Raw genomic sequence first — 19,302 nt, forward strand, 5'->3', positions numbered from 1 at the left:
GTTTGAAAAAAATAAATATTTAAAACAAAATGATCGCCGGCCCATTTTATTAAAAACATCAGTTATGACCAGGGCAAATATCAGGTACAGCGAAAAAATGCTTATTAGTATACACATCGAAGAAGATCTCAACTACTGGGCTAATAAATGGGGCGTAAGCAGAGAAAGTATTAAGTCCGCGGTGAAAGCTTCCCGCTCAAACAGCATTTCATCCGTGCAAGAATATCTTCTGAAGAATAAGCAAATATCAGAGCTTGCCGACTAAGTTCCGAGTAAGTCGGTACTGTCTATCACGAAGCCACCTTGCTTGAGAACGTCTGCGACAACTGCAGGAAACTTCTCCGGATATACTGACCTGACGGCGTCTTCTATAATATAAGTTACAAAGCCTTCACTTATCGCATCCTTGGCAGAATAGTAAACACAAAAATCACCTGCAAGTCCGGCAATATATAAACGTTTTACACCCCGCCCTCTCAGAAAGTCTGCAAGACCTGTTGACTTCAACCGCTCATTATCATAAAACGCACTATAGCTATCAATCTCCGGATTAGTGCCTTTTCTAAATACAGCCTCGATTCTATGCTGACTCAATTTTCCTGAAAGTGATGCACCGTCCGACGCCTGAACACAATGGTCAGGCCATAATATCTGACTCTTTCCCCTAACTTCAATAACATCGTAAACTGATTTCCCCGGGTGGTTAGATACAAAACTTTTATGAGATATCGGATGCCAGTCCTGAGTAGCTATCACGAGCTGGAAATGTTCCTGGAGTTTGTTAATTACGGGAATCACCTCATCTCCTCCCACTACGGCGAGAGATCCCCCCCCAAGAAAATCATTTTGAACATCTATTAACAATAGCGCTTCCATATTGAACGTAAACTATACACTGCAAACGTCGGCCGATGTTATTTTGTTTCTGTCCGCTTTACAGCTTCGTCCATAGTTTTGTTGATCGTTTCAATCAGTAACCTCACGGCGTCCTTTAAGCGCGGATTTCCATTGTAATCGAGATCAAAATAGACCTCTTTAGTCTTACGCTGGTACTGGAATTTAATGTGATAACGTGGCGAACTGGGATTTCTTACCTCCGATGTCATATCCGACGGAAAGTCCCAATAACCATAATCTGCAGCCTTACGATGCAGATACAGCAAATCATCTTTCGTAAGCTTCAGCTTGCCCGTCACTACTGAACCGCTTTTATCCACATATTGAAAATGTTGCGACCTTGAATCAAATTGATTCAGCAGCGAATCGCCCGTTCCATAATTCAATGTCAGGCTTTCAAATTCAGAAAACTTATACGGCGCGTTCTTGATCATCATCCCGTAGTAATACCCACAATACAGCAGAAAGGGCAGCACTATACTTGCCGCCAAAAATATTTTTTTTCCCTTGTCCTTCATATTCTTACTAATCCTCTATCGGATTAAATTCATTTTCCCACTTCGCTATAACAATCGTAGCCAGGCAATTACCAATTACATTCACAGAGGTTCGTGCCATATCCATCAACTCGTCGATGCCCAAGATAACAAAAATTGGCCATGCAGGCATGCCGAATGAAGAAGCGGTACCCAATAAGATCACCAAAGATGCACGCGGAACACCTGCTACACCTTTACTGGTAAGCATCAATGTAAATACGATGACCAACTGATGACCAAGGCTCATCTCCATGCCCGCTGCCTGAGCAACGAAAACTGAGGCCAAAGCCAGATAAAGCGTCGTTCCGTCGAGATTAAAACTATATCCGGTAGGCATTACAAATGCGACAATTTTCCTTGGCACACCCAACTTCTCGAGATTCTCCATAGCTCTGGGTAATGCCGCTTCAGAGCTCGTGGTGGCAAAAGCAATAGAGACCGGACCCGCGATTGCCTGCAAGAACTTTTTTATTGGTACGCGCACTATCAGCGCAATAGGAAGTAATACACCAAGCAGGAATACAATCAAAGCTACATAGAGCGTCGCCAGGAGCTGAAAGAGGTTTACCAAAATTCCTAATCCCATATGTCCCACAGTATAAGCGATTGCTGCGCCGACGCCGATCGGAGCAAAGTACATCACTATATTGGTAAACTTGAACATGACTTCAGAAAGGCTTTCCGTAAATTTCAGCATAGGCAGGCGCTTATCTTCGCGAACCATCGCCAGGGCAACACCAAACAGCACACTAAATATCACGATCTGCAAAATCTGTCCTTCGGCAATTGATTTGGCTATATTTTCCGGAAAGATGTGTAGTATAATATCAGTGGTGGTTTGTGGAGGTATTGAAGGCAGCTCCTCATGAATACTTTCGGGTACGGCTATCCCAACCCCGGCTTTTGAGATATTAATTGCAGCCAGGCCTATAAATAACGCAATGGTGGTAACAACTTCAAAGTATACAATTGACTTCCATCCCATTCTACCAACTTGCTTCAAGTCTGCGTGCCCTGCAATACCATAAACCAATGTAGCAAACAGAAGAGGTGCCACAATCGTCTTGATCATCTTCAGGAAAATCTTGCTCAGTACCTGCAAGTCCATAGCCAGTTGTGGATAGTCGTTCCCTATCTCCGCCCCTATTACCATCGAGATGAGTATCCAAGATGTGAGTGATCGTTTCATTAATCCAAAGAATACAAGACCCGCGATCGCAAGCCATCTGGAGAAAAGTAACGCAACATGCGGAATAGCGACTATGTTATAATGGTTCAGGAAAAGTAAAAGTGCGGCTATAAAAACCGTGATAATCGCAGTGAATCCCGCTTGTTTTAACTTCATATGGACGTAATAAACGCAACAAATGTAATTTTTTTAACTTTACCACACAATAAAAAGGGCGTGCTGATGAAAACCAATGGAATTGCGGAGATTAAAAAAAGTATTAAAAACATCAGTCAGGCAGAACTTGCGGAAATATGTGTAAAACTTGCGCGTTTCAAGAAGGATAACAAAGAATACCTTCACTTTTTGCTTTTCGAATCCTCAGATCCCCTTGCTTACGCCGAAGATGTAAAAGAATCATTACATAATTCGTTGACCAATCTTAACCGTCATCCCAGCTTGAAAGTAAAAGAGCTTCGCAAGCATCTGAGACACCTGTCCCGCCATATTCGTTATACGTCTTCCGCCGAGGTCGAAATAACGCTGCTTATTTGGTTCGCGGATATGCTTGTTGCGCATGCAGGAGTACGCCATTCGAATAAAGCGCTTTATACACTTTTCGTTCGCCAGATCGAAAAAATAAGAAAAACATTTCCAAAGCTACATGAAGACTTGCAGTTTGACTACAAACAACCCTACGATGACTTGCTCGATAGGTCTGCTGACGATATCAGCGGATTTAACAAAGACCAGTACAAACTGTAACATATTGCAGTGGCGCAGCTCTAAATAAAAATGGCGAAAAAGGAAGTTCTTTTTGGTGAAATTTTCAAGGCAAACTCGAAGAAAATCTATCACCTGTGCTACGGCTACACCGGAGATGAAGCTGCCGCCCACGACCTTATGCAGGAGACTTTCATGAAAGTGTGGCAAAATCTTGAGGGTTTCAGGAATCAGGCCATGATTTCTACCTGGGTGTACCGTATAGCGGTCAACACCTGCCTGTCGTGGCTCCGTGTCGAGAAGAGGCAAGCCAAAGATCCCCTTACTGATTACATCATTGAAAACAGCCGCGAAGAGATATCAGAAAAGAATGATCAGGTTGAAAAACTGTATAAATGTATAGCTCAACTGGAAGAAAACGAACGCCTTATCATCACCATGGTTCTCGATGAAGTCCCCTACCCTGAAATAGCCGAGATATCGAGCGTTTCTGAAGGAAACCTAAGGGTGAAAATACATCGTATAAAACACAAGCTGACTGAAATATATAACCGGTATGAAAGATTTTGATGCATTGAAAGATTTGTGGAGCGGTCAAACGAATGATCCGAAAATGGATTATGAAGGAGTGCTGAAAGATGTGAGAAAATCCGGATCTGCTATGGCAAACAGGTTGATGACCGAGTCTCTGGCTATGCTCGCTGGAGTTATGACGTTCGGGTGGATCTGGCTGGAGGGCTCATTCCTGCTGTGGACAACGCATCTTTCCATCGCAATCCTGGTCGCATGCTGTATCTATTATTTAACGGTACAACTGACTGATTACCGGCGCCTTTCATCCGGTAAAGACGTACTCCAGAAACCAGACTTATATATAAGCTATCTTCAAAAATACCAGCGTGAACGATACAACTTCAACACGCGTAACTACAAAATCTATAGCATCTTTATTGGCATTGCTCTCGCATTATTTGCGATTGAGCTCTATTATATATCCCCCGTATGGCAAAGCATTATCTGCCTGATTTTTTCAATCGGATGGTTCATTATGTGCTGGAGATTGATGATCAGCTATCGAATAAAGGAACAGGAGAGAATAAATGAAATGATCACAAAACTGGAGAGAATAAAAAAGCAATTCGATTAGTCTTCTTTGTGCTCCTTGATAGAAAAACTATTGCCTCTCAGCAAATACTCCAGCTTCTTTTTTCCTACAGCCTTAGCCGCGGAGGTATCGCCGCTTTCAAATAAAGGAAACTCTCTAAACAAGGATCCCTCCTTTACATAAACTGAGTCTTTGCCCTTATACTGTTTTTTCGTTGCGGATGTGAGATCTGGAAATCGTATCTCCCGTGCAGAGCCGTTATCGCTGAATTCATAGACATACATCATAAGATTGTCGTTCGTACTTCCTGCCATAGCCTGAACAAATATCTCTGGATTTCCGTCTGAATCCAGATCCATGTTCCAGGCATCGGTGATCTTTCCTTCAAGCTCAGCGGATACAGAACGGTATTCAATCGCCGAGGAGTCCGATCTCAGGATGAGGAAAGCACCGCTTTCCTGCGAGCCTCTCCCCCAGCTTAAAATATCAAAAGTGAGGCCGGGACGCACTTCCACCACCTTATGAGCACGAAAAGGCTCGGGAAGAACCACACGGGTTTCCGGCTTCAGCTCCTTTTTCTCATCGGCACTATTGCAGGAAGAGACCATCGCCAAGGGGAACAATGTGAATACCAGAAATTTGATTGATGCAAGCGAGGCGGCAGTTAATTTCATATACGTTATAACTTGATTAGAAACTATAAGAAACTAAATTACTTATTTGAACTTGATCCCTACCTTTTTGCCCGAAATATTTTCCAGGATCGGTTTAAAAATAACAAATGCATTCTCGCGTGTCTTTCCCAGAATATCCATTTCTTTGGCATTTTCAAGAATCCTTTGTTCGGCAACTTTATAAATATCCTCGACCATCGCCTTCGTATCAGTTGAAAACCAGGCACCGGTCACATCATACACCCTGGATCGTTTATGATCGAGCTTAAAATAGCATACTTCGGGTTCAGGAAGGTATACAGTAACAGAATCGGGACTTACGTTTTCAATATCCTGCTTCTTGATCTTGGTCAGATCGATGCATCCTGCTACTTCACCTGCCGCGACGAGAAGTATCTTTCTATCTGGCAGCAGAGTCCTCAACTCTTTTTTTTCAATCACATCCTTCATATTGTACTTCACAAGTTCCAGTCTACCAATATTGGTTATTTTTTCAATCATAACATCCTCCGTAATTTCCGTCTTTGTTTCAAACGTTTCTCTCTTGATGTAAAAGAAGAGGTATGCGAAAAAAGCAACGGTTGCAAAGGATATAATAATGGTGAATATGTTTCTTGATCTCATAAATATGGTAAATACAACATGTATATAACGAAAAAAGTGCCTGATTATGGCACTTCTATATCTCAAGCTATGGAAAATTTCTAAATCACAGTTTCATATTCTTTCGCTGCGAGATAACGTTCCGCTTCCAGTGCTGCCATACAGCCTGTTCCGGCAGCGGTAACTGCCTGTCGAAAAATCTTGTCTTGCGCATCACCGCAGGCAAATACTCCTTCAATGTTCGTTTGGGTGGAGTCGCTCTTCGTTATCAGATAGCCGGTTTCATCCATGTCAAGCCAGCCTTTGAAAATGTCCGTATTCGGCTTATGTCCAATTGCCACGAAGAAACCGCTCACATCAATGACCTTTTCTTCCTGAGTTTTGTTATTAACTACGCGGATTCCTGTTACATTGAGCCCATCTCCAACAATTTCCTGTGTTTCTGTATTATAATGAATCACAATATTGGCGGTGTTCAATACACGACGCTGCATGGCCTTGGAGGCTCTGAACTCGTCGCGTCTGACCAGCATATGAACCTTGCTGCATAACTTTGCCAGATAAGTCGCTTCTTCCGCTGCAGTATCACCTGCCCCAACAATCGCTACTTCCTGATTTTTAAAGAAGAAACCGTCGCACACGGCGCAGGCTGACACACCGAAACCGTTGTATTTCTGCTCACTCGGAAGTCCCAGCCATTTTGCGGTCGCCCCGGTTGCAATAATAACCGTATCTGCTGTGATCGTTTTGATTTCATCAATAACAACCTTGTGAGGTGCTTGAGAAAAATCAACCGATGTCGCATAACCAAACCTGATCTGCGTTCCAAATCGCTCCGCTTGCTTGCGGAAATCCTCCATCATCGCCGGACCCATTATTCCCTCTGGATATCCGGGAAAGTTCTCTACGTCGGTAGTCTGCGTCAGCTGTCCGCCAGGCACAATTCCGGTATATAACACCGGCTTAAGATCTGCCCTGGCCGCGTAAATTGCTGCGGTATATCCTGCGGGTCCTGAACCTATGATTAGGCATTGAACGTGTTCTTTTTCCTGATACATAAAATATTTTCTAGTACAAATCTATAACTTAAATAATCAATCCTAATCAGCCTTAAGTAAGATTACGATCTTTAAGCCAGATATCATCTGTCTGGACACTAAACTGTTCCATCTTGCTTAGTAGCAAGGCGGGATCACTCTCATCTAACACAAGCTCGCGGTTTTGCTGTTTTAAAAAACCTCTCTCAACCATCGCATCCAGCTGAGCAAACAAACTATCATAATAACCGCCTACATTCAGTACACCGATGGGCTTGCTATGAAGTCCTAGCTGAAGCCAGGTGAGCACTTCAAAAAACTCCTCCAGAGTACCGAAGCCGCCCGGCAGAATGATGAACCCCTCTGAAATATCCGCCATGTTTTTCTTACGCTGGTGCATATTCTCCGTTACGATCAAATGAGTAACCTCACGATGAGCAACCTCAAGGTCTAATAAGAATTGCGGGATTACACCAGTCACCCGTCCGCCACGGTTCATAACAGCATCAGCAATCAGCCCCATCACACCGACACTTCCCCCCCCGTAAACCAAGTCAATGTTTTTTGCAGTTAATTCCGTAGCCAATTGCTCAACAGCATTTGCGAGTTCAGGATCACCATTAAAAGAAGCTCCGCAGTAGACACATACGCTCTTCATCAATTATCTGCTTGTATAGTTTGGTGCTTCTTTAGTGATTGTTACGTCGTGAGGATGACTTTCTCTCATTCCCGCAGCGGTAATCCTTACAAAGCGAGCTTTCTGCAGGTCATCAATGGTCGCAGCACCGCAATAATGCATTCCAGCCCTCAATCCGCCTATATACTGATAAATCACTTCGCTCAGCGTACCTTTATAAGGAACCCGGCCAACAATTCCTTCCGGAACCAGCTTCGTTACGACATCCGTCTCGTCCTGGAAATAACGATCTTTCGACCCTTTTTCCATCGCTTCAACTGATCCCATACCTCTGTATGATTTAAACTTTCTTCCCTCATAAATAATAGTCTCACCCGGTGACTCATCTACACCTGCGAATAACGAGCCTGCCATGATGGTACTTGCGCCAGCAGCAATTGCCTTTACAATATCCCCGGTTTGTTTAATTCCGCCATCTGCGATTACCGGAATTCCACGACCTCTCAAAGCTTTAGCACATTCGTATACTGCGTACAACTGTGGTACACCTACTCCTGCTATGATACGGGTAGTACAGATAGAACCCGGACCGATACCCACCTTCACAGCGTCTGCACCCGCATCAGCAAGCGCGATAGCGGCTTCAGCCGTACCGATATTCCCGGCAATAACCTGAAGGTCCGGAAACAAGCCCTTTATGGCTTTAACCATATTAATAACTCCAGCTGAATGTCCGTGTGCTGTATCAACTGTCACTACATCAACACCCGCCTGCACCAGCGCAGTTACACGGTCAAGGTTGTCTGCCGCAACGCCTACTGCCGCACCGACCCTTAAGCGGCCATGTTCGTCTTTACAAGCCTGCGGATAGTTTTTATATTTTTGAATATCCTTAAAAGTAATCAGCCCCACAAGTTTGCCCTCTGCGTTAACCACTGGAAGCTTCTCAATTTTGAATTCCTGCAAAATCTCTTCCGCCTGCAACAGGGTTGTTCCGTGTGGTGCCGTAACCAGATTTTCTTTGGTCATTACCTTGCCCAACGGCAGATTCATATCTTTCTGGAATCGCAGATCTCTGTTTGTAATGATCCCTACCAGTACCCCAGATTGATTAATTACCGGAATACCACCGATACCATTATCCTTCATAATCTTGCTCGCTGTCCCAACCAGAGCATCTTCCGGTAGAGTGACCGGATCCTGAATCATCCCGCTTTCAGAACGCTTTACCTTTCTGACCTGCTCAGCCTGACGCTCTATGGTCATGTTCTTATGCAATATACCTATACCTCCTGCCTGAGCAATCGCAATCGCAAGACCCGACTCCGTAACAGTATCCATAGCTGCGGATACAATAGGAACATTCAAGCGAATAGATTTCGTGAGATTAGTGCTGGTATTCACATCTCTTGGAAGAACTTCGGAATAAGCGGGGATAAGTAAAACGTCGTCGTATGTGAGACCTTCTGAAACGAATTTTTCTGGATCGAGCTGCATAGCAAATAATGATTATTTGCGGGGCAAAGCTACTAAAAATCCACAATTATTACAAAAATGAATATCATCTGAATGCTAAAATAATCCAAATTACGTACAGGAATTAGGACACAATAAACCCCATCCGCTCATTGCCCCTAAGAATACGCAAATTTTGCAATTCGGATCCCCTCTATATTCAGCTTCAAAATGAAAAAACCTGTCGAGGAAGACTATTTTCAACTTTCTGGCAGGGTTTTATCTATGATATTAAGTATAAAGCAAATACTTATGAAAACTTACGAAAAACTAAGAGTGAAGATGTGGACCGTTGTCGGGGGTGTGCAGCAAATCATCGCCGTATATTTCAGGATCTAACTAAAAGACTTCTTCTTCCTTTCCGCTCTCAGGAAGGACAACAGAACTTTCTCATCCTGATTAAGCGAGGTTTCCGTTCCAAGCGATGATTCCGTATCGACCTTCTTCAAATAAGATTCCAACGTACCATCCTCATATGCTGCTATAAGCGGTGGAAAGACGTAATATTTTTTACAGACAGTCCGTGTATTTCCCAGCTTACGGCACACCATATCGAGCACCTCATTAGTCACCCTCTTTCTTGCTGTTAGGCTATCCGGATAATCTATAGCGGCATAAGCTCTAAGTGCTTCCAGTGTGCCCGACCAGGTTCGAAAATCTTTAGCCGTAAAGTCGCAGCAAGTAATTTCCTTGATATACTTGTTGACCATCCCCGAATCTATAGAACACCGCTCCCCTTCTGCGGTATAGTATTGGAAAAGCTCTTGCCCTGGTATGTCTTTGCACTTCTGAACCAACCTCGCCAGCTTTACATCGGTAATGTCCATATCATGCATAACGCCTTTCTTTCCTTTGAAGCTCAACTTCATTTTGCTTCCCTTGATCTGAATATGCCTGTCACGCAGGGTGCTCAGTCCGTAAGATCCATAGAGTTCTTTGTAAGACTCATTACCTATGCGGATATTGGTCTTTTGCATAAAATTAACCGCCACCGCCAAGACTTTCCGCTCGTCAAGATTTTTTCTACGCAGGTCTTTTTGAAGATTGCGTCTGAACTCCGGCAACTTCTTCCCAAATTCAAGGAGCCTGTAAAATTTGCTTTCATTACGTAGCTCAGACCAGCTAGTATGATATCGGTATTGTTTCCGTCCCGCCTGGTCAATACCCGTAGCCTGTAGATGCGCATTTTTCTTTGGTGCTATCCAAACGTTTTCCCAGGCCGGTGGAATCGCTAGCTTTTTGATCCTTTCCAGCGTTTTCTCGTCGCTGATCTCTTTCCCGCTTTTGTCATGATACACGAACCCATCCTTAACTTTGGCGCGGGTAATGCCACTGGTGTTGTCCGAAAGATAAAAAAGATCATTCTCCTCCAATAATTGCTCAACTTCTGTCATCTGAACCTTCATTAATGGCTTGTAAGAAATTGATGATCGCTTCATTGAAGGCATCAGGATTCTCTGCGTTGGGAAGATGCCCGGCATGGGCTATTTCCAAAATCCCGTGAGAATTCAATTGAGTGTCCATCTGCTCCGCCTGCTCCATAGACATCAACTGATCTTCGGCCCCGCGAATAATCAGGCATGGAACAGAAATAGCGGGCAGGAAAGAAACGGTCTCCGTCCTGGATGCCATCGCAAGTTGTGCGGCGCAGATAACGTCGTCATTGGTTTCCGAAATGATATGGGCAATCTGATCGATCAGCTGCCGATTTTCCTCGTTCGTCTTTTCACTGAAAAGCCCCTTCAGAAACTCTTCGATAAACTGCGCCTTGCCGCCACTCGTGATTTTATCTATAGATTCGAAGCGTTTAAGTTTGGCTTCATTGGAATCTGCTGAAGCATTTGTATCACACAAAATAAGTCCTGCCAGGTGATCAGAAGATCGCTGGACGGCTCGCAGAGCAATATAACCTCCCATAGATACGCCGCAAAGTACAATCCGCTGAACGGAAAGGTTCTTCAGAAATTTTATCAGATCCGAAGCAAAAAGGTCTATGCTGAAAAAATGATGTCCTCCTCTGCTCCTTCCAAAACCGCGGATATCGTAGGAAATACCCCGTACATTGTCCGGTAAGCCTTCCATTTGTCTATCCCATATGCTGCAATCAAATGGGAATCCATGTATAAAAACCACCGTTAAATCCGCATGGTCAGCTTCTTTGATCTTATAATGTACCTGCAGATCATCAATCTCCAGCTGCTTTTCCTTTATCATAGTATTCTTTAAAGCTTAACAAAAAACTTTCTACTTGGTTCATCCGGTGTTTTCTGCAGGATCACTATATTGCAGAAAACTTAGCCAATATGAGTAAATATTTAATGATTTTGTCCCTTATCTTCGCATCTATGCAGGGTTCCGGACAAACAGTTATTCCGTTGTATAACGGTAAAATCCCTAATTCGATCAAAGCCGACTACCTTGAAGAAAAGGCAGTAAATGATCAGGGACAGATCCGTTACACCAAAGTCAGTACGCCAACACTCGAAATTTATCTTCCTGCAGTTGATAAACGCACAGGCGCGGCAGTTGTTATCATTCCCGGTGGAGGATACGGAGCCATTGCATATACTCATGAGGGAACAGATATCGCCAAAGAATTCAACGCTTTCGGTGTGGCCGCATTCGTTTTGAAATACCGCCTTCCTTCCGACAAAATTATGCCCGACAAGACTATCGGTCCTTTACAAGACGCACAGCAGGCAATCAAAACGATACGTATGAGGGCGGCTGAATGGAAACTTGACCCTACAAAGGTGGGTATCCTGGGCTTTTCAGCTGGCGGACACCTCGCTTCAACGGCAGGCACCCATTTCGGCAAAGCCGTTATCGAAAACAAAGAAAACACCAATCTGAGACCCGATTTCATGGTCCTTGTCTATCCGGTCATCAGCCTCAGCGACAGCCTTATGCACAAAGGATCGAGAGACAACCTACTAGGCATCAACGCAAACGAAACTTTGATCAGGCAGTATTCCAACGACCTGCAAATCACAGCACAAACACCGCCGACATTACTGATACATGCGGGCGATGACAAAGGCGTTAAGGTAGGGAACAGCATAAAATTCTATGAAGGACTGATAAAAAATGGCGTATCAGCAGAAATGCATTTGTACCCTACCGGAGGGCATGGTTTCGGACAGGTACCGGGTCGTACACCCGACCGCTGGACAGACCGGGTCCAGCATTGGTTAAAAGCAATAAAGAAAATTAATTAATACTGTATGAATACTATTAACTGGGGAATTATCGGTTGTGGAGACGTGACCGAAAAAAAAAGCGGACCAGCATTTAACAAAGTCAATAATTCAAAACTGGTTGCCGTTATGCGTCGCGATCCTGTAAAAGCAGAAGATTACGCAAGGCGGCACGGCGTGTCCAAATGGTATTCTGATGCCACCCAACTTATCAACGATCCAGAGGTAAACGCTATATACATCGCTACCCCGCCCGACTCACATGAGCAATATACACTCGAGGCGCTGCGCGCGGGGAAGCCGGTATATGTCGAAAAGCCGATGACACTTTCACGCGAGTCTGCAGAAGTAATGGCCAGCGCAGCAGCAGAAACAAACGTTAAACTAACCGTAGCACATTACCGCCGTGGACTTCCCCTGTTCAATAAAATTAAAGAACTTATTGATGGCAGAGAAATAGGCGATATCCGCTACGCTGACCTTCATATGTTACAGAATGCTGAATCTGATCTGATAACCAAGACCGATGATCATTGGAGGCTTAACCCGGCTGTATCCGGCGGTGGCCTCTTTCACGACCTCGCACCCCACCAACTTGATCTGATGCTCTACTTCTTTGGCAGCGTAAAGGATGCCGGCGGCTGTTCACTGAATCAGGCACAGCGTTACGCGGCAGACGATCTCGTTTCCGGATCGCTTCTCTTTGATAACGGCGTAATGTTCAAAGGCCTGTGGTGTTTTAACGTTCCAAAAGAGGAGCGGCTGGACCAGTGTATCATTATGGGTTCAGAAGGAAAAATAAGCTTCTCCGTTTTTGGCAGCCACATCATCCTTTCAAAAAACGGCCATGAAGAAAGAATTGAATTCGAACATCCTGAGAATATTCAGGCGCCCTTTATCCAGGAAGTGGTAAACTACTTCCTGGATAAAGGGCCCAATCCTTGTTCGGCAGAGACTGGTGTAGAAGTTATGACGCTTTTGGATACATTTACGTCGTAACAGCATTTGCAGACCGTTTGTTTAACCACTTGAACAAGCGGTCCGCATCATGCTTCTTGAACAATCCCGTCCCGGGGTTCATAGTAGCTGCCGTACCACAAGCCACACCCATTCTGGCCATTTCCGAACATTCACCTCCCCTGGCAAGCACCGAAATCATTCCTGCCACCATACTGTCTCCCGCACCAACCGTAGTCAATTTCTTCGCAGCAGGCGCCGGAACATATTCTTTGAGATCTTTTGTTACCACATAAGCACCCTGAGCCCCCATAGAAACGACCACTACTTCGGCCTTTCCTGCATCCACAAGTTCCTGGGCGGCTTCGTCTGCTGAATCGTTATCCAGAGAATCAATGCCCGTAAGGTTTCCCAGTTCGCCCAGATTGGGCTTCACCAGATAAACACCTTCTTCTAATACTTCCTTCAATGCGGCACCAGATGTATCCACGATAACTTTGGCCGACTTGTCCTTCGCCAACTTAACCAGCGTCCTGAGATAGGCCGGCGAAATACCCGGAGGAAGACTGCCGCTGATCACAACGAGGTCAGGAAAGGGCGTCATGGCGCTGATCGTATCCAGAATACCGCTTTGCTCCTCCTCGGTAATTTCATTTCCGGGCATCCCAAAGCGGTACTGTTGGTTTGTACTACCTTCCACTACTATAAAGTTCTCCCGCGTATTCCCCGAAACCGGGAACGGATTAACCCTCACATTTTCTTCTTCCACCAATTCCTCGAGCAACGCGCCGGTCCTACCGCCTGAAAGGAAGAATGACGTCGAATCTACACCCAGCCTGATCAATCCTCTCGAAACATTAATCCCGCCACCGCCAGGTTGAAATACAGGTGTTTCACATCGCAATTTCTTTTCAGGAGCAATACGGTCTACAGTACTGCTTTTATCAACTGCCGGGTTCAATGTTATAGTTAAGACATTTTTCATACTTGATCCTTTCATACATTTTAATACAAACCAAGCACAATGGTGTTTGTTATTAACCAAATTCTACCCAAAATAAAAACAAATGGTATCAAGATCAGTCATTGCCTGCTGTCACACCCTATTAGAAAAAAACCTGACCATCTCTTTCGCCGAAAGCGTTACTACGGGAAAACTGATATACGATTTTAGTTCAGTTCCCGATTGCGGAAAAATCCTGAAAGGCTCAATAGTATGCTACGACGCATCTGTAAAGCAGGAGCTATTTAAAATTAGCGAGGAAATCATCGAAAAATACACACCTGAATCTCAGGAAGTTACTCGTCTCCTGGCTGACGGTTTAAAAAGGCTGATGCCCGCCGACATAATCGTTGCGGTAACAGGGCTGGCTTCCCCTGGAGGCAGTGAGTCTCCCGAAAAGCCGGTCGGAACAATATTTGTGAATGGATACATCAAACAGAAAGCATGGATGACCAGGCTATACTTCGAGGGTAGCCCCGACGAAATCATCGCCCAAACTTCCGATGCGATTGCCAGCATTCTCCTCGACGAGCTGACTAAGCTTCACTGATTTGTAAGGTCTCCACACCGAAACGGTTCAGAAAATCTACACCCTCATCATTGGCAAGGCCCTTGTATGCGGCATAAGAGTTCCTGTACAATACTTTTTTTATACCAGAAGAAAAGATCAATCGGGCGCAGGGCAGGCAGGGTGAAAGCGTTACATACAAGGTCGACCCCTCCAGGTCTGCACCATTTTTTGAGGCATACAATATCGCGTTCTCTTCAGCATGCAGGGCCAGTGAACAGCTTCCCTTTGCATCCCGCGCACAGCCGGTCTCTGGGAATTCCTCATCACAGTTATGGGTTCCGGCAGGAGGACCGTTATACCCTATAGAAATGATTCGTGTATCCTTGGTCAGCACGGCGCCGACCTGCGCCTTTACACAGTGAGACCGCTGTGCAAGCTCAGTCGCCAGATTCATAAATATACTTTCGAAACTCGGTCTCTCTGTTTTCATCTGAACAATAAATAAAACATTCCTGCGTATATGAGTAGTCTATTCTAACTCCTTTCAAAAATAATTTAATTTATAATACTGCTGGGATATTATGAGGTTTTTTGGATATTCGCACACTTCCAACCACTAATAGATGCTTGAAACAATTATTTCTGGTATAGGACTTGGCATAGTTCTTTCTTTTGCAACTGGACCGGTTTTTTTCGCTCTTTTAAAGACTAGCATTGAAAAAGGCTTTCATGCAGGCATTTCCCTTGCGGGAGGTGTACTTATGAGCGATGTAATTTACGTATCGCTAGCCCTTTATGGCTCTTCCTTCATCCAGTTTGAAAACGAATACCGTTATGTGATCGGACTCACCGGCGCGGCGGTTATGATGGGCATAGGCTTCTTCTATCTTCTGAAAAAAGTCAAAATCAACTACGATAATATCACTTCCACCAAAAGAAACACGGGCTACTTCTTCAAAGGTTTCCTGATGTGTATCTTCAATCCATCACTCTTAATCTACTGGATCACCGTAACCAGCAGCATTATCTCCGTTACCGGCGAAATACAAGCCCAACAGATCTTTCCCTTCTTCGGTTCCATCCTCATCACACAGTTCAGCATGGATTCCGTCAAAGCCTATTACGCAAACAAACTACGCTATAAAATAAAAGAGAGAACCATCGTACTCTTAAACAGAGTAGCGGGTTCTCTCATTATGATTTTTGCTTTGAAGCTTATATATGATCTGCTGTCCTAACGGAACGCGAACTTAAACGTAAGCTCTCTGATTCTTCCCTTCCATCCAGTTCATGAAGGCCTTGTTCACCACCTTATTACCACCTGGAGTAGGATAATTACCTGAGAAATACCAGTCTCCCAAATGATCCGGACACGCTTTATGTAAATTATCCAGCGTCTGATAGATTACCTCAACTTTAGCATTTATCTCTTTCGGAGATATGATCTGAGCTATCTTGGCCGATATCTCATCATCAGTAAATGGCGCATATATTGCCTTTATAAAGTTTTCCTGCTTCTCTTTTCCATCCAACACAGCCTGCTGACATTTTTCATAGGTTTCATATATAACATTCTCCCTGCCCGTCTCTTTCAGCAAAGCTATCGCGGCTTCAAACGCCACAAATTCGCCCATCCTCGACATATCTATACCGTAGCAGTCAGGATACCTGATCTGCGGAGCAGACGAAACCACAACGATTTGTTTAGGTTTAAGACGATCAAGGATTTTCAGAATACTCTGCTTCAGCGTCGTTCCTCTTACGATCGAATCGTCCAGCACCACCAGATTATCAGCATGGGCGTTTACAAGGCCATAAGTAGTATCGTAAACATGGGACACCATATCCTGCCTGTCGGCATCCTGGGTAATAAACGTACGAAGCTTAACATCCTTAATCGCAATCTTTTCAACGCGGGGAGCAATACTCAGCACTTCTTCAAGCTCAGCATCAGAAATTTTATCGCTTCTTTTCAGCAGCGTATCTTTCTGATAACGTTTGATGTATTTATGCAAACCCTCAACCATCCCGTAAAAAGCTACTTCAGCAGTATTTGGAATGAAAGAGAATACCGTATTCTTTAAGTCATGATCAACAGCGTCAAGGATCTGCGGACAAAGTAGTCTTCCCAGCTGCTTACGCTCACGGTAAATAGATGCGTCACTTCCTCTTGAAAAATAGATTCTCTCGAAAGAACATGACTTCTGCACTTCAGGCTCGCGAAACATCTCCTCTGAAACCTGTCCGTTCTTCTTAACGATCAGCGCATGTCCGGGCTTTATCTCCTTCACAGCGTCTATCGGAATGTTAAATGCTGTCTGAATCGCAGGACGCTCAGATGCCGCCACTACTATCTCGTCATCCTGATAATAATAGGCCGGACGAATTCCTGAAGGATCGCGCATCACAAATGCATCGCCATGCCCAAAGATCCCTTCTATCGTATAGCCTCCGTCCCAGGTCTTTGCAGAACGCTTAAGAATTTTCGCAACATCAATATTATCGGCAATCAGCCTGCTGATCTCTGCATTAGTATGTCCTTCATGCTTAAACTGATCAAAAAGCTGCTGATTTTCGTCATCCAGAAAATGACCGATCTTTTCGAGAACCGTCACGGTATCTGCACGCTCTTTCGGATGCTGCCCCAGCTCAAATAACTGATCCAGCAGCTCGTCAACATTGGTCATGTTGAAGTTACCGGCAATCACCAGGTTTCTGCTCATCCAGTTGTTCTGACGCAGAAAAGGATGACAGTTTTCTACACTGTTCTTACCGTGGGTACCATAGCGCAGGTGCCCCATCAATACCTCGCCTGTAAAACTTACGTTTTCTTTTAGCCACTCAGCATTCTGAAATAGTTCCGGAACACTTTGAATATCTGCGAACTTTTTCTGCACATATTCAAATACCTCAGACACCGCTGTAGAACCCATAGCCCGGTAGCGGCTGATGTATCGGTTTCCTGGCGTCACATCGAGCTTAATGGTCGCAATCCCGGCGCCGTCCTGGCCTCGGTTATGCTGTTTCTCCATCAATAGGTACAATTTATTCAAGCCGTATAAGGCCGTACCATATTTTTGCTGATAAAAAGAAAGGGGTTTTAATAGACGAATGAATGCTATTCCGCACTCATGTTTTATTGCTTCGCTCATGGAATATCAATGAGCCCGCAAAATTAGAACATTTAAGGTAATAATGAAGTTAAATATCAAAAGATGACACAACTCTAAACATCTAATTACACCAGCATCCCTGGCATGATGCCCCAAACCAATAACAGCATGGTCAGAACAACTGCGATATAAGTGAGAAAGTCACGCTTCGGCGTCATGTTCTCCATTTTCTCAGAACTTCGCAGAAAAGCATTTAACGGGATTTTGAAGTAGTAAAATAAAGAAACAACCGTTGTGATGGCAGCTACAATCAATAGAAGCAGCAACCAAACCGAGCTCGTTGACGAATACTGCTCAATAGCTGCCGTAAAAATAAGAACCTTTCCGATAAAGCCGGCCAGCGGCGGCAGGCCCGTGAGCGACATGAGTATCACCACAAAGCAAACCATCTCGAGCGTAAATTTTCTGCCCAGTCCTTTGTAGTCTGAGATGTTGATGGCACCCGAGCCCTCTTCAATCTTAGCGGCAAAAATGAATGCGGCCATATTCATAATCGCGTACATCATCAGGTAAAAAATTAGAGCTTTTACTCCGTTTGCAGAGTGCACTACCACAGCCATCATCAACAAACCAGTATGTCCAATTGACGAATAGGCAAGCATCCTTTTTACGTTGTCCTGCCAAATGGCTGCAAAATTCCCAACAATCATCGAGCTGATACCTATAAGCGAAAGTACCGGCATAAAATCAAACACTGTTGCGTGGCCATTAGCTTGAAAAGCATAATACGGATCAAGGAAACGAAGTAGGATCGCAAAACCGGCGAGCTTGGGTCCTGTAGAAAGGAACGCCGTTACCGGAAGAGGTGCCCCCTCGTACACGTCAGGACTCCAAAAGTGAAGCGGGACAAAAGACAACTTAAAGCCTATTCCGACCAACACCAGGATAACAGCGATGGCAACCGCAGCCTGCGGCATCTCCGATAATCCATTCATAAAGGCTGGGTTTGACAATATCAGCGTACCCGTAAAAGCATACAGAAGAGATATTCCATATAGCATAATCGCTGAACAAACACCCCCGAACAAGGCATATTTCATAGCAGCTTCCGATTGCCTGGGACTATCAGATACATAACCCACCATCAGATAAGAAACGATGGAGATCATCTCTATGGAAAGATAGATCATCAGCAGACCAGACGACATCGCCATCAGATTTAGTCCCAGAAGCACCCCCGGCAACAGCAGATATAGATCGCCCGGACCTTTTACGTGGTCTTGCAAGCGTGTATTTCCCCGTATAAAAAGTGCATATACAAGCACTATTCCGCTAAATAATATTTTAAAGATGCCAGCTACCCTATCAATCGTGAGGGATCCATGAAAGAGACGTAAAGGTTCGCTTAGGGCTTGAAACTGCAATACACTAAAAAAAAGCGATACCGCTATTCCAGCTATTCCCACGCCGAGCGTATATACTGACTTTTTTCCCGGGAAGAAGAGGTCGGTAACAATCACACAAACGAAAGTCGCTATAAGCACGATCTCCGGAAGAAAGTAAGGAATTCCCTCCCGGATACTTTGCATGAGCGATGGTACCTGACTTGCAAACTCGTTCATA

22 protein-coding genes are annotated in these 19,302 nt (G+C 44.5%); 8 read left to right on the top strand and 14 right to left on the bottom strand.

Annotated elements, in window-relative coordinates; genetic code table 11:
* Window positions 1-64 precede the first annotated feature (64 nt).
* A complete protein-coding gene (locus tag B0I27_RS11800; RefSeq protein ID WP_181276761.1) occupies window positions 65-265 on the top strand; it encodes a DUF3606 domain-containing protein in 201 nt (66 codons plus the stop codon).
* Here the strand turns inward: B0I27_RS11800 and pncA are convergent.
* The 3 genes from pncA to B0I27_RS11815 are packed head-to-tail and all read right to left on the bottom strand — an operon-like array spanning window position 262 to window position 2,781.
* Window positions 262-876, bottom strand: a complete 615-nt coding sequence (gene pncA / locus B0I27_RS11805; RefSeq protein WP_106293546.1) for a bifunctional nicotinamidase/pyrazinamidase — start codon at window positions 874-876, stop codon at window positions 262-264. The two genes, B0I27_RS11800 and pncA, sit on opposite strands and share 4 nt — an antisense overlap.
* A 38-nt stretch (window positions 877-914) precedes the next feature.
* Window positions 915-1,415 carry a hypothetical protein gene (locus B0I27_RS11810; protein WP_106293548.1) on the bottom strand — a complete coding sequence of 167 codons (501 nt, stop codon included), beginning with the start codon at window positions 1,413-1,415 and terminating at the stop codon, window positions 915-917.
* Between the two features lie 7 nt (window positions 1,416-1,422).
* Window positions 1,423-2,781, bottom strand: a complete 1,359-nt coding sequence (locus tag B0I27_RS11815; RefSeq protein ID WP_106293550.1) for a dicarboxylate/amino acid:cation symporter — start codon at window positions 2,779-2,781, stop codon at window positions 1,423-1,425.
* Between the two features lie 66 nt (window positions 2,782-2,847).
* Here B0I27_RS11815 and B0I27_RS11820 point away from each other — a divergent pair, with 66 nt between their 5' ends.
* The 3 genes from B0I27_RS11820 to B0I27_RS11830 are packed head-to-tail and all read left to right on the top strand — an operon-like array spanning window position 2,848 to window position 4,474.
* On the top strand, window positions 2,848-3,369 hold the full coding sequence (locus B0I27_RS11820; protein WP_146133125.1) for a hypothetical protein: 522 nt from the start codon (window positions 2,848-2,850) through the stop codon (window positions 3,367-3,369).
* 30 nt (window positions 3,370-3,399) lie between these two features.
* On the top strand, window positions 3,400-3,897 hold the full coding sequence (locus B0I27_RS11825; protein ID WP_106293554.1) for an RNA polymerase sigma factor: 498 nt from the start codon (window positions 3,400-3,402) through the stop codon (window positions 3,895-3,897).
* Window positions 3,884-4,474: a hypothetical protein gene (locus tag B0I27_RS11830; protein WP_106293556.1), complete on the top strand. Its 591-nt coding sequence runs from the start codon at window positions 3,884-3,886 to the stop codon at window positions 4,472-4,474. The genes B0I27_RS11825 and B0I27_RS11830 overlap by 14 nt, the downstream gene beginning before the upstream one ends.
* Here B0I27_RS11830 and B0I27_RS11835 read toward each other — a convergent pair.
* The 7 genes from B0I27_RS11835 to B0I27_RS11865 form a co-directional block, all read right to left on the bottom strand.
* Window positions 4,471-5,106: a hypothetical protein gene (locus tag B0I27_RS11835; RefSeq protein ID WP_106293558.1), complete on the bottom strand. Its 636-nt coding sequence runs from the start codon at window positions 5,104-5,106 to the stop codon at window positions 4,471-4,473. The two genes, B0I27_RS11830 and B0I27_RS11835, sit on opposite strands and share 4 nt — an antisense overlap.
* A gap of 42 nt (window positions 5,107-5,148) precedes the next feature.
* Window positions 5,149-5,730, bottom strand: a complete 582-nt coding sequence (locus B0I27_RS11840; RefSeq protein ID WP_106293560.1) for a DUF4230 domain-containing protein — start codon at window positions 5,728-5,730, stop codon at window positions 5,149-5,151.
* Window positions 5,731-5,810: 80 nt separating this feature from the next.
* The gene (trxB, locus tag B0I27_RS11845; protein WP_106293562.1) at window positions 5,811-6,767 is read right to left on the bottom strand and encodes a thioredoxin-disulfide reductase; all 957 of its coding nucleotides are present in this window, start codon (window positions 6,765-6,767) and stop codon (window positions 5,811-5,813) included.
* Window positions 6,768-6,819: 52 nt separating this feature from the next.
* Window positions 6,820-7,404: an LOG family protein gene (locus B0I27_RS11850; RefSeq protein ID WP_106293564.1), complete on the bottom strand. Its 585-nt coding sequence runs from the start codon at window positions 7,402-7,404 to the stop codon at window positions 6,820-6,822.
* Window positions 7,405-7,407: 3 nt separating this feature from the next.
* Window positions 7,408-8,880: an IMP dehydrogenase gene (gene guaB / locus B0I27_RS11855; RefSeq protein WP_106293566.1), complete on the bottom strand. Its 1,473-nt coding sequence runs from the start codon at window positions 8,878-8,880 to the stop codon at window positions 7,408-7,410.
* A gap of 353 nt (window positions 8,881-9,233) precedes the next feature.
* Complete coding sequence (locus tag B0I27_RS11860; RefSeq protein ID WP_245925498.1) at window positions 9,234-10,304, bottom strand: DNA topoisomerase IB; 1,071 nt, start codon at window positions 10,302-10,304, stop codon at window positions 9,234-9,236.
* Window positions 10,279-11,112: an alpha/beta fold hydrolase gene (locus B0I27_RS11865; RefSeq protein ID WP_106293568.1), complete on the bottom strand. Its 834-nt coding sequence runs from the start codon at window positions 11,110-11,112 to the stop codon at window positions 10,279-10,281. The genes B0I27_RS11860 and B0I27_RS11865 overlap by 26 nt, the downstream gene beginning before the upstream one ends.
* Window positions 11,113-11,201: 89 nt before the next feature.
* On the opposite strand from B0I27_RS11865, the gene B0I27_RS11870 reads away from it, so the two are divergent.
* Window positions 11,202-12,116, top strand: a complete 915-nt coding sequence (locus B0I27_RS11870) for an alpha/beta hydrolase (protein WP_106293570.1) — start codon at window positions 11,202-11,204, stop codon at window positions 12,114-12,116.
* Window positions 12,117-12,122: 6 nt separating this feature from the next.
* Complete coding sequence (locus tag B0I27_RS11875) at window positions 12,123-13,094, top strand: Gfo/Idh/MocA family protein (protein ID WP_106293572.1); 972 nt, start codon at window positions 12,123-12,125, stop codon at window positions 13,092-13,094.
* Here the strand turns inward: B0I27_RS11875 and B0I27_RS11880 are convergent.
* Entirely contained in the window at window positions 13,084-14,052 is a 969-nt protein-coding gene (locus B0I27_RS11880; protein ID WP_245925499.1) for a 1-phosphofructokinase family hexose kinase, read from the bottom strand. The two genes, B0I27_RS11875 and B0I27_RS11880, sit on opposite strands and share 11 nt — an antisense overlap.
* A gap of 67 nt (window positions 14,053-14,119) precedes the next feature.
* Here B0I27_RS11880 and B0I27_RS11885 point away from each other — a divergent pair, with 67 nt between their 5' ends.
* Entirely contained in the window at window positions 14,120-14,605 is a 486-nt protein-coding gene (locus B0I27_RS11885; protein WP_106293574.1) for a CinA family protein, read from the top strand.
* Here B0I27_RS11885 and B0I27_RS11890 read toward each other — a convergent pair.
* A complete protein-coding gene (locus B0I27_RS11890) occupies window positions 14,592-15,056 on the bottom strand; it encodes a deoxycytidylate deaminase (RefSeq protein WP_106293576.1) in 465 nt (154 codons plus the stop codon). The two genes, B0I27_RS11885 and B0I27_RS11890, sit on opposite strands and share 14 nt — an antisense overlap.
* Before the next feature lie 133 nt (window positions 15,057-15,189).
* On the opposite strand from B0I27_RS11890, the gene B0I27_RS11895 reads away from it, so the two are divergent.
* Entirely contained in the window at window positions 15,190-15,804 is a 615-nt protein-coding gene (locus B0I27_RS11895; protein WP_106293578.1) for a LysE family translocator, read from the top strand.
* A 12-nt stretch (window positions 15,805-15,816) separates the two neighbouring features.
* Here B0I27_RS11895 and B0I27_RS11900 read toward each other — a convergent pair whose 3' ends face one another.
* Both B0I27_RS11900 and B0I27_RS11905 read right to left on the bottom strand, forming a co-directional pair.
* On the bottom strand, window positions 15,817-17,718 hold the full coding sequence (locus B0I27_RS11900) for a class II glutamine amidotransferase (protein WP_106293580.1): 1,902 nt from the start codon (window positions 17,716-17,718) through the stop codon (window positions 15,817-15,819).
* 86 nt (window positions 17,719-17,804) lie between these two features.
* Window positions 17,805-19,301: an NADH-quinone oxidoreductase subunit N gene (locus B0I27_RS11905; RefSeq protein ID WP_106293582.1), complete on the bottom strand. Its 1,497-nt coding sequence runs from the start codon at window positions 19,299-19,301 to the stop codon at window positions 17,805-17,807.
* Window position 19,302: the final 1 nt, after the last annotated feature.

The organism is Arcticibacter pallidicorallinus (genome assembly GCF_003002875.1).
In the GTDB taxonomy this organism is placed as follows: domain Bacteria; phylum Bacteroidota; class Bacteroidia; order Sphingobacteriales; family Sphingobacteriaceae; genus Arcticibacter; species Arcticibacter pallidicorallinus.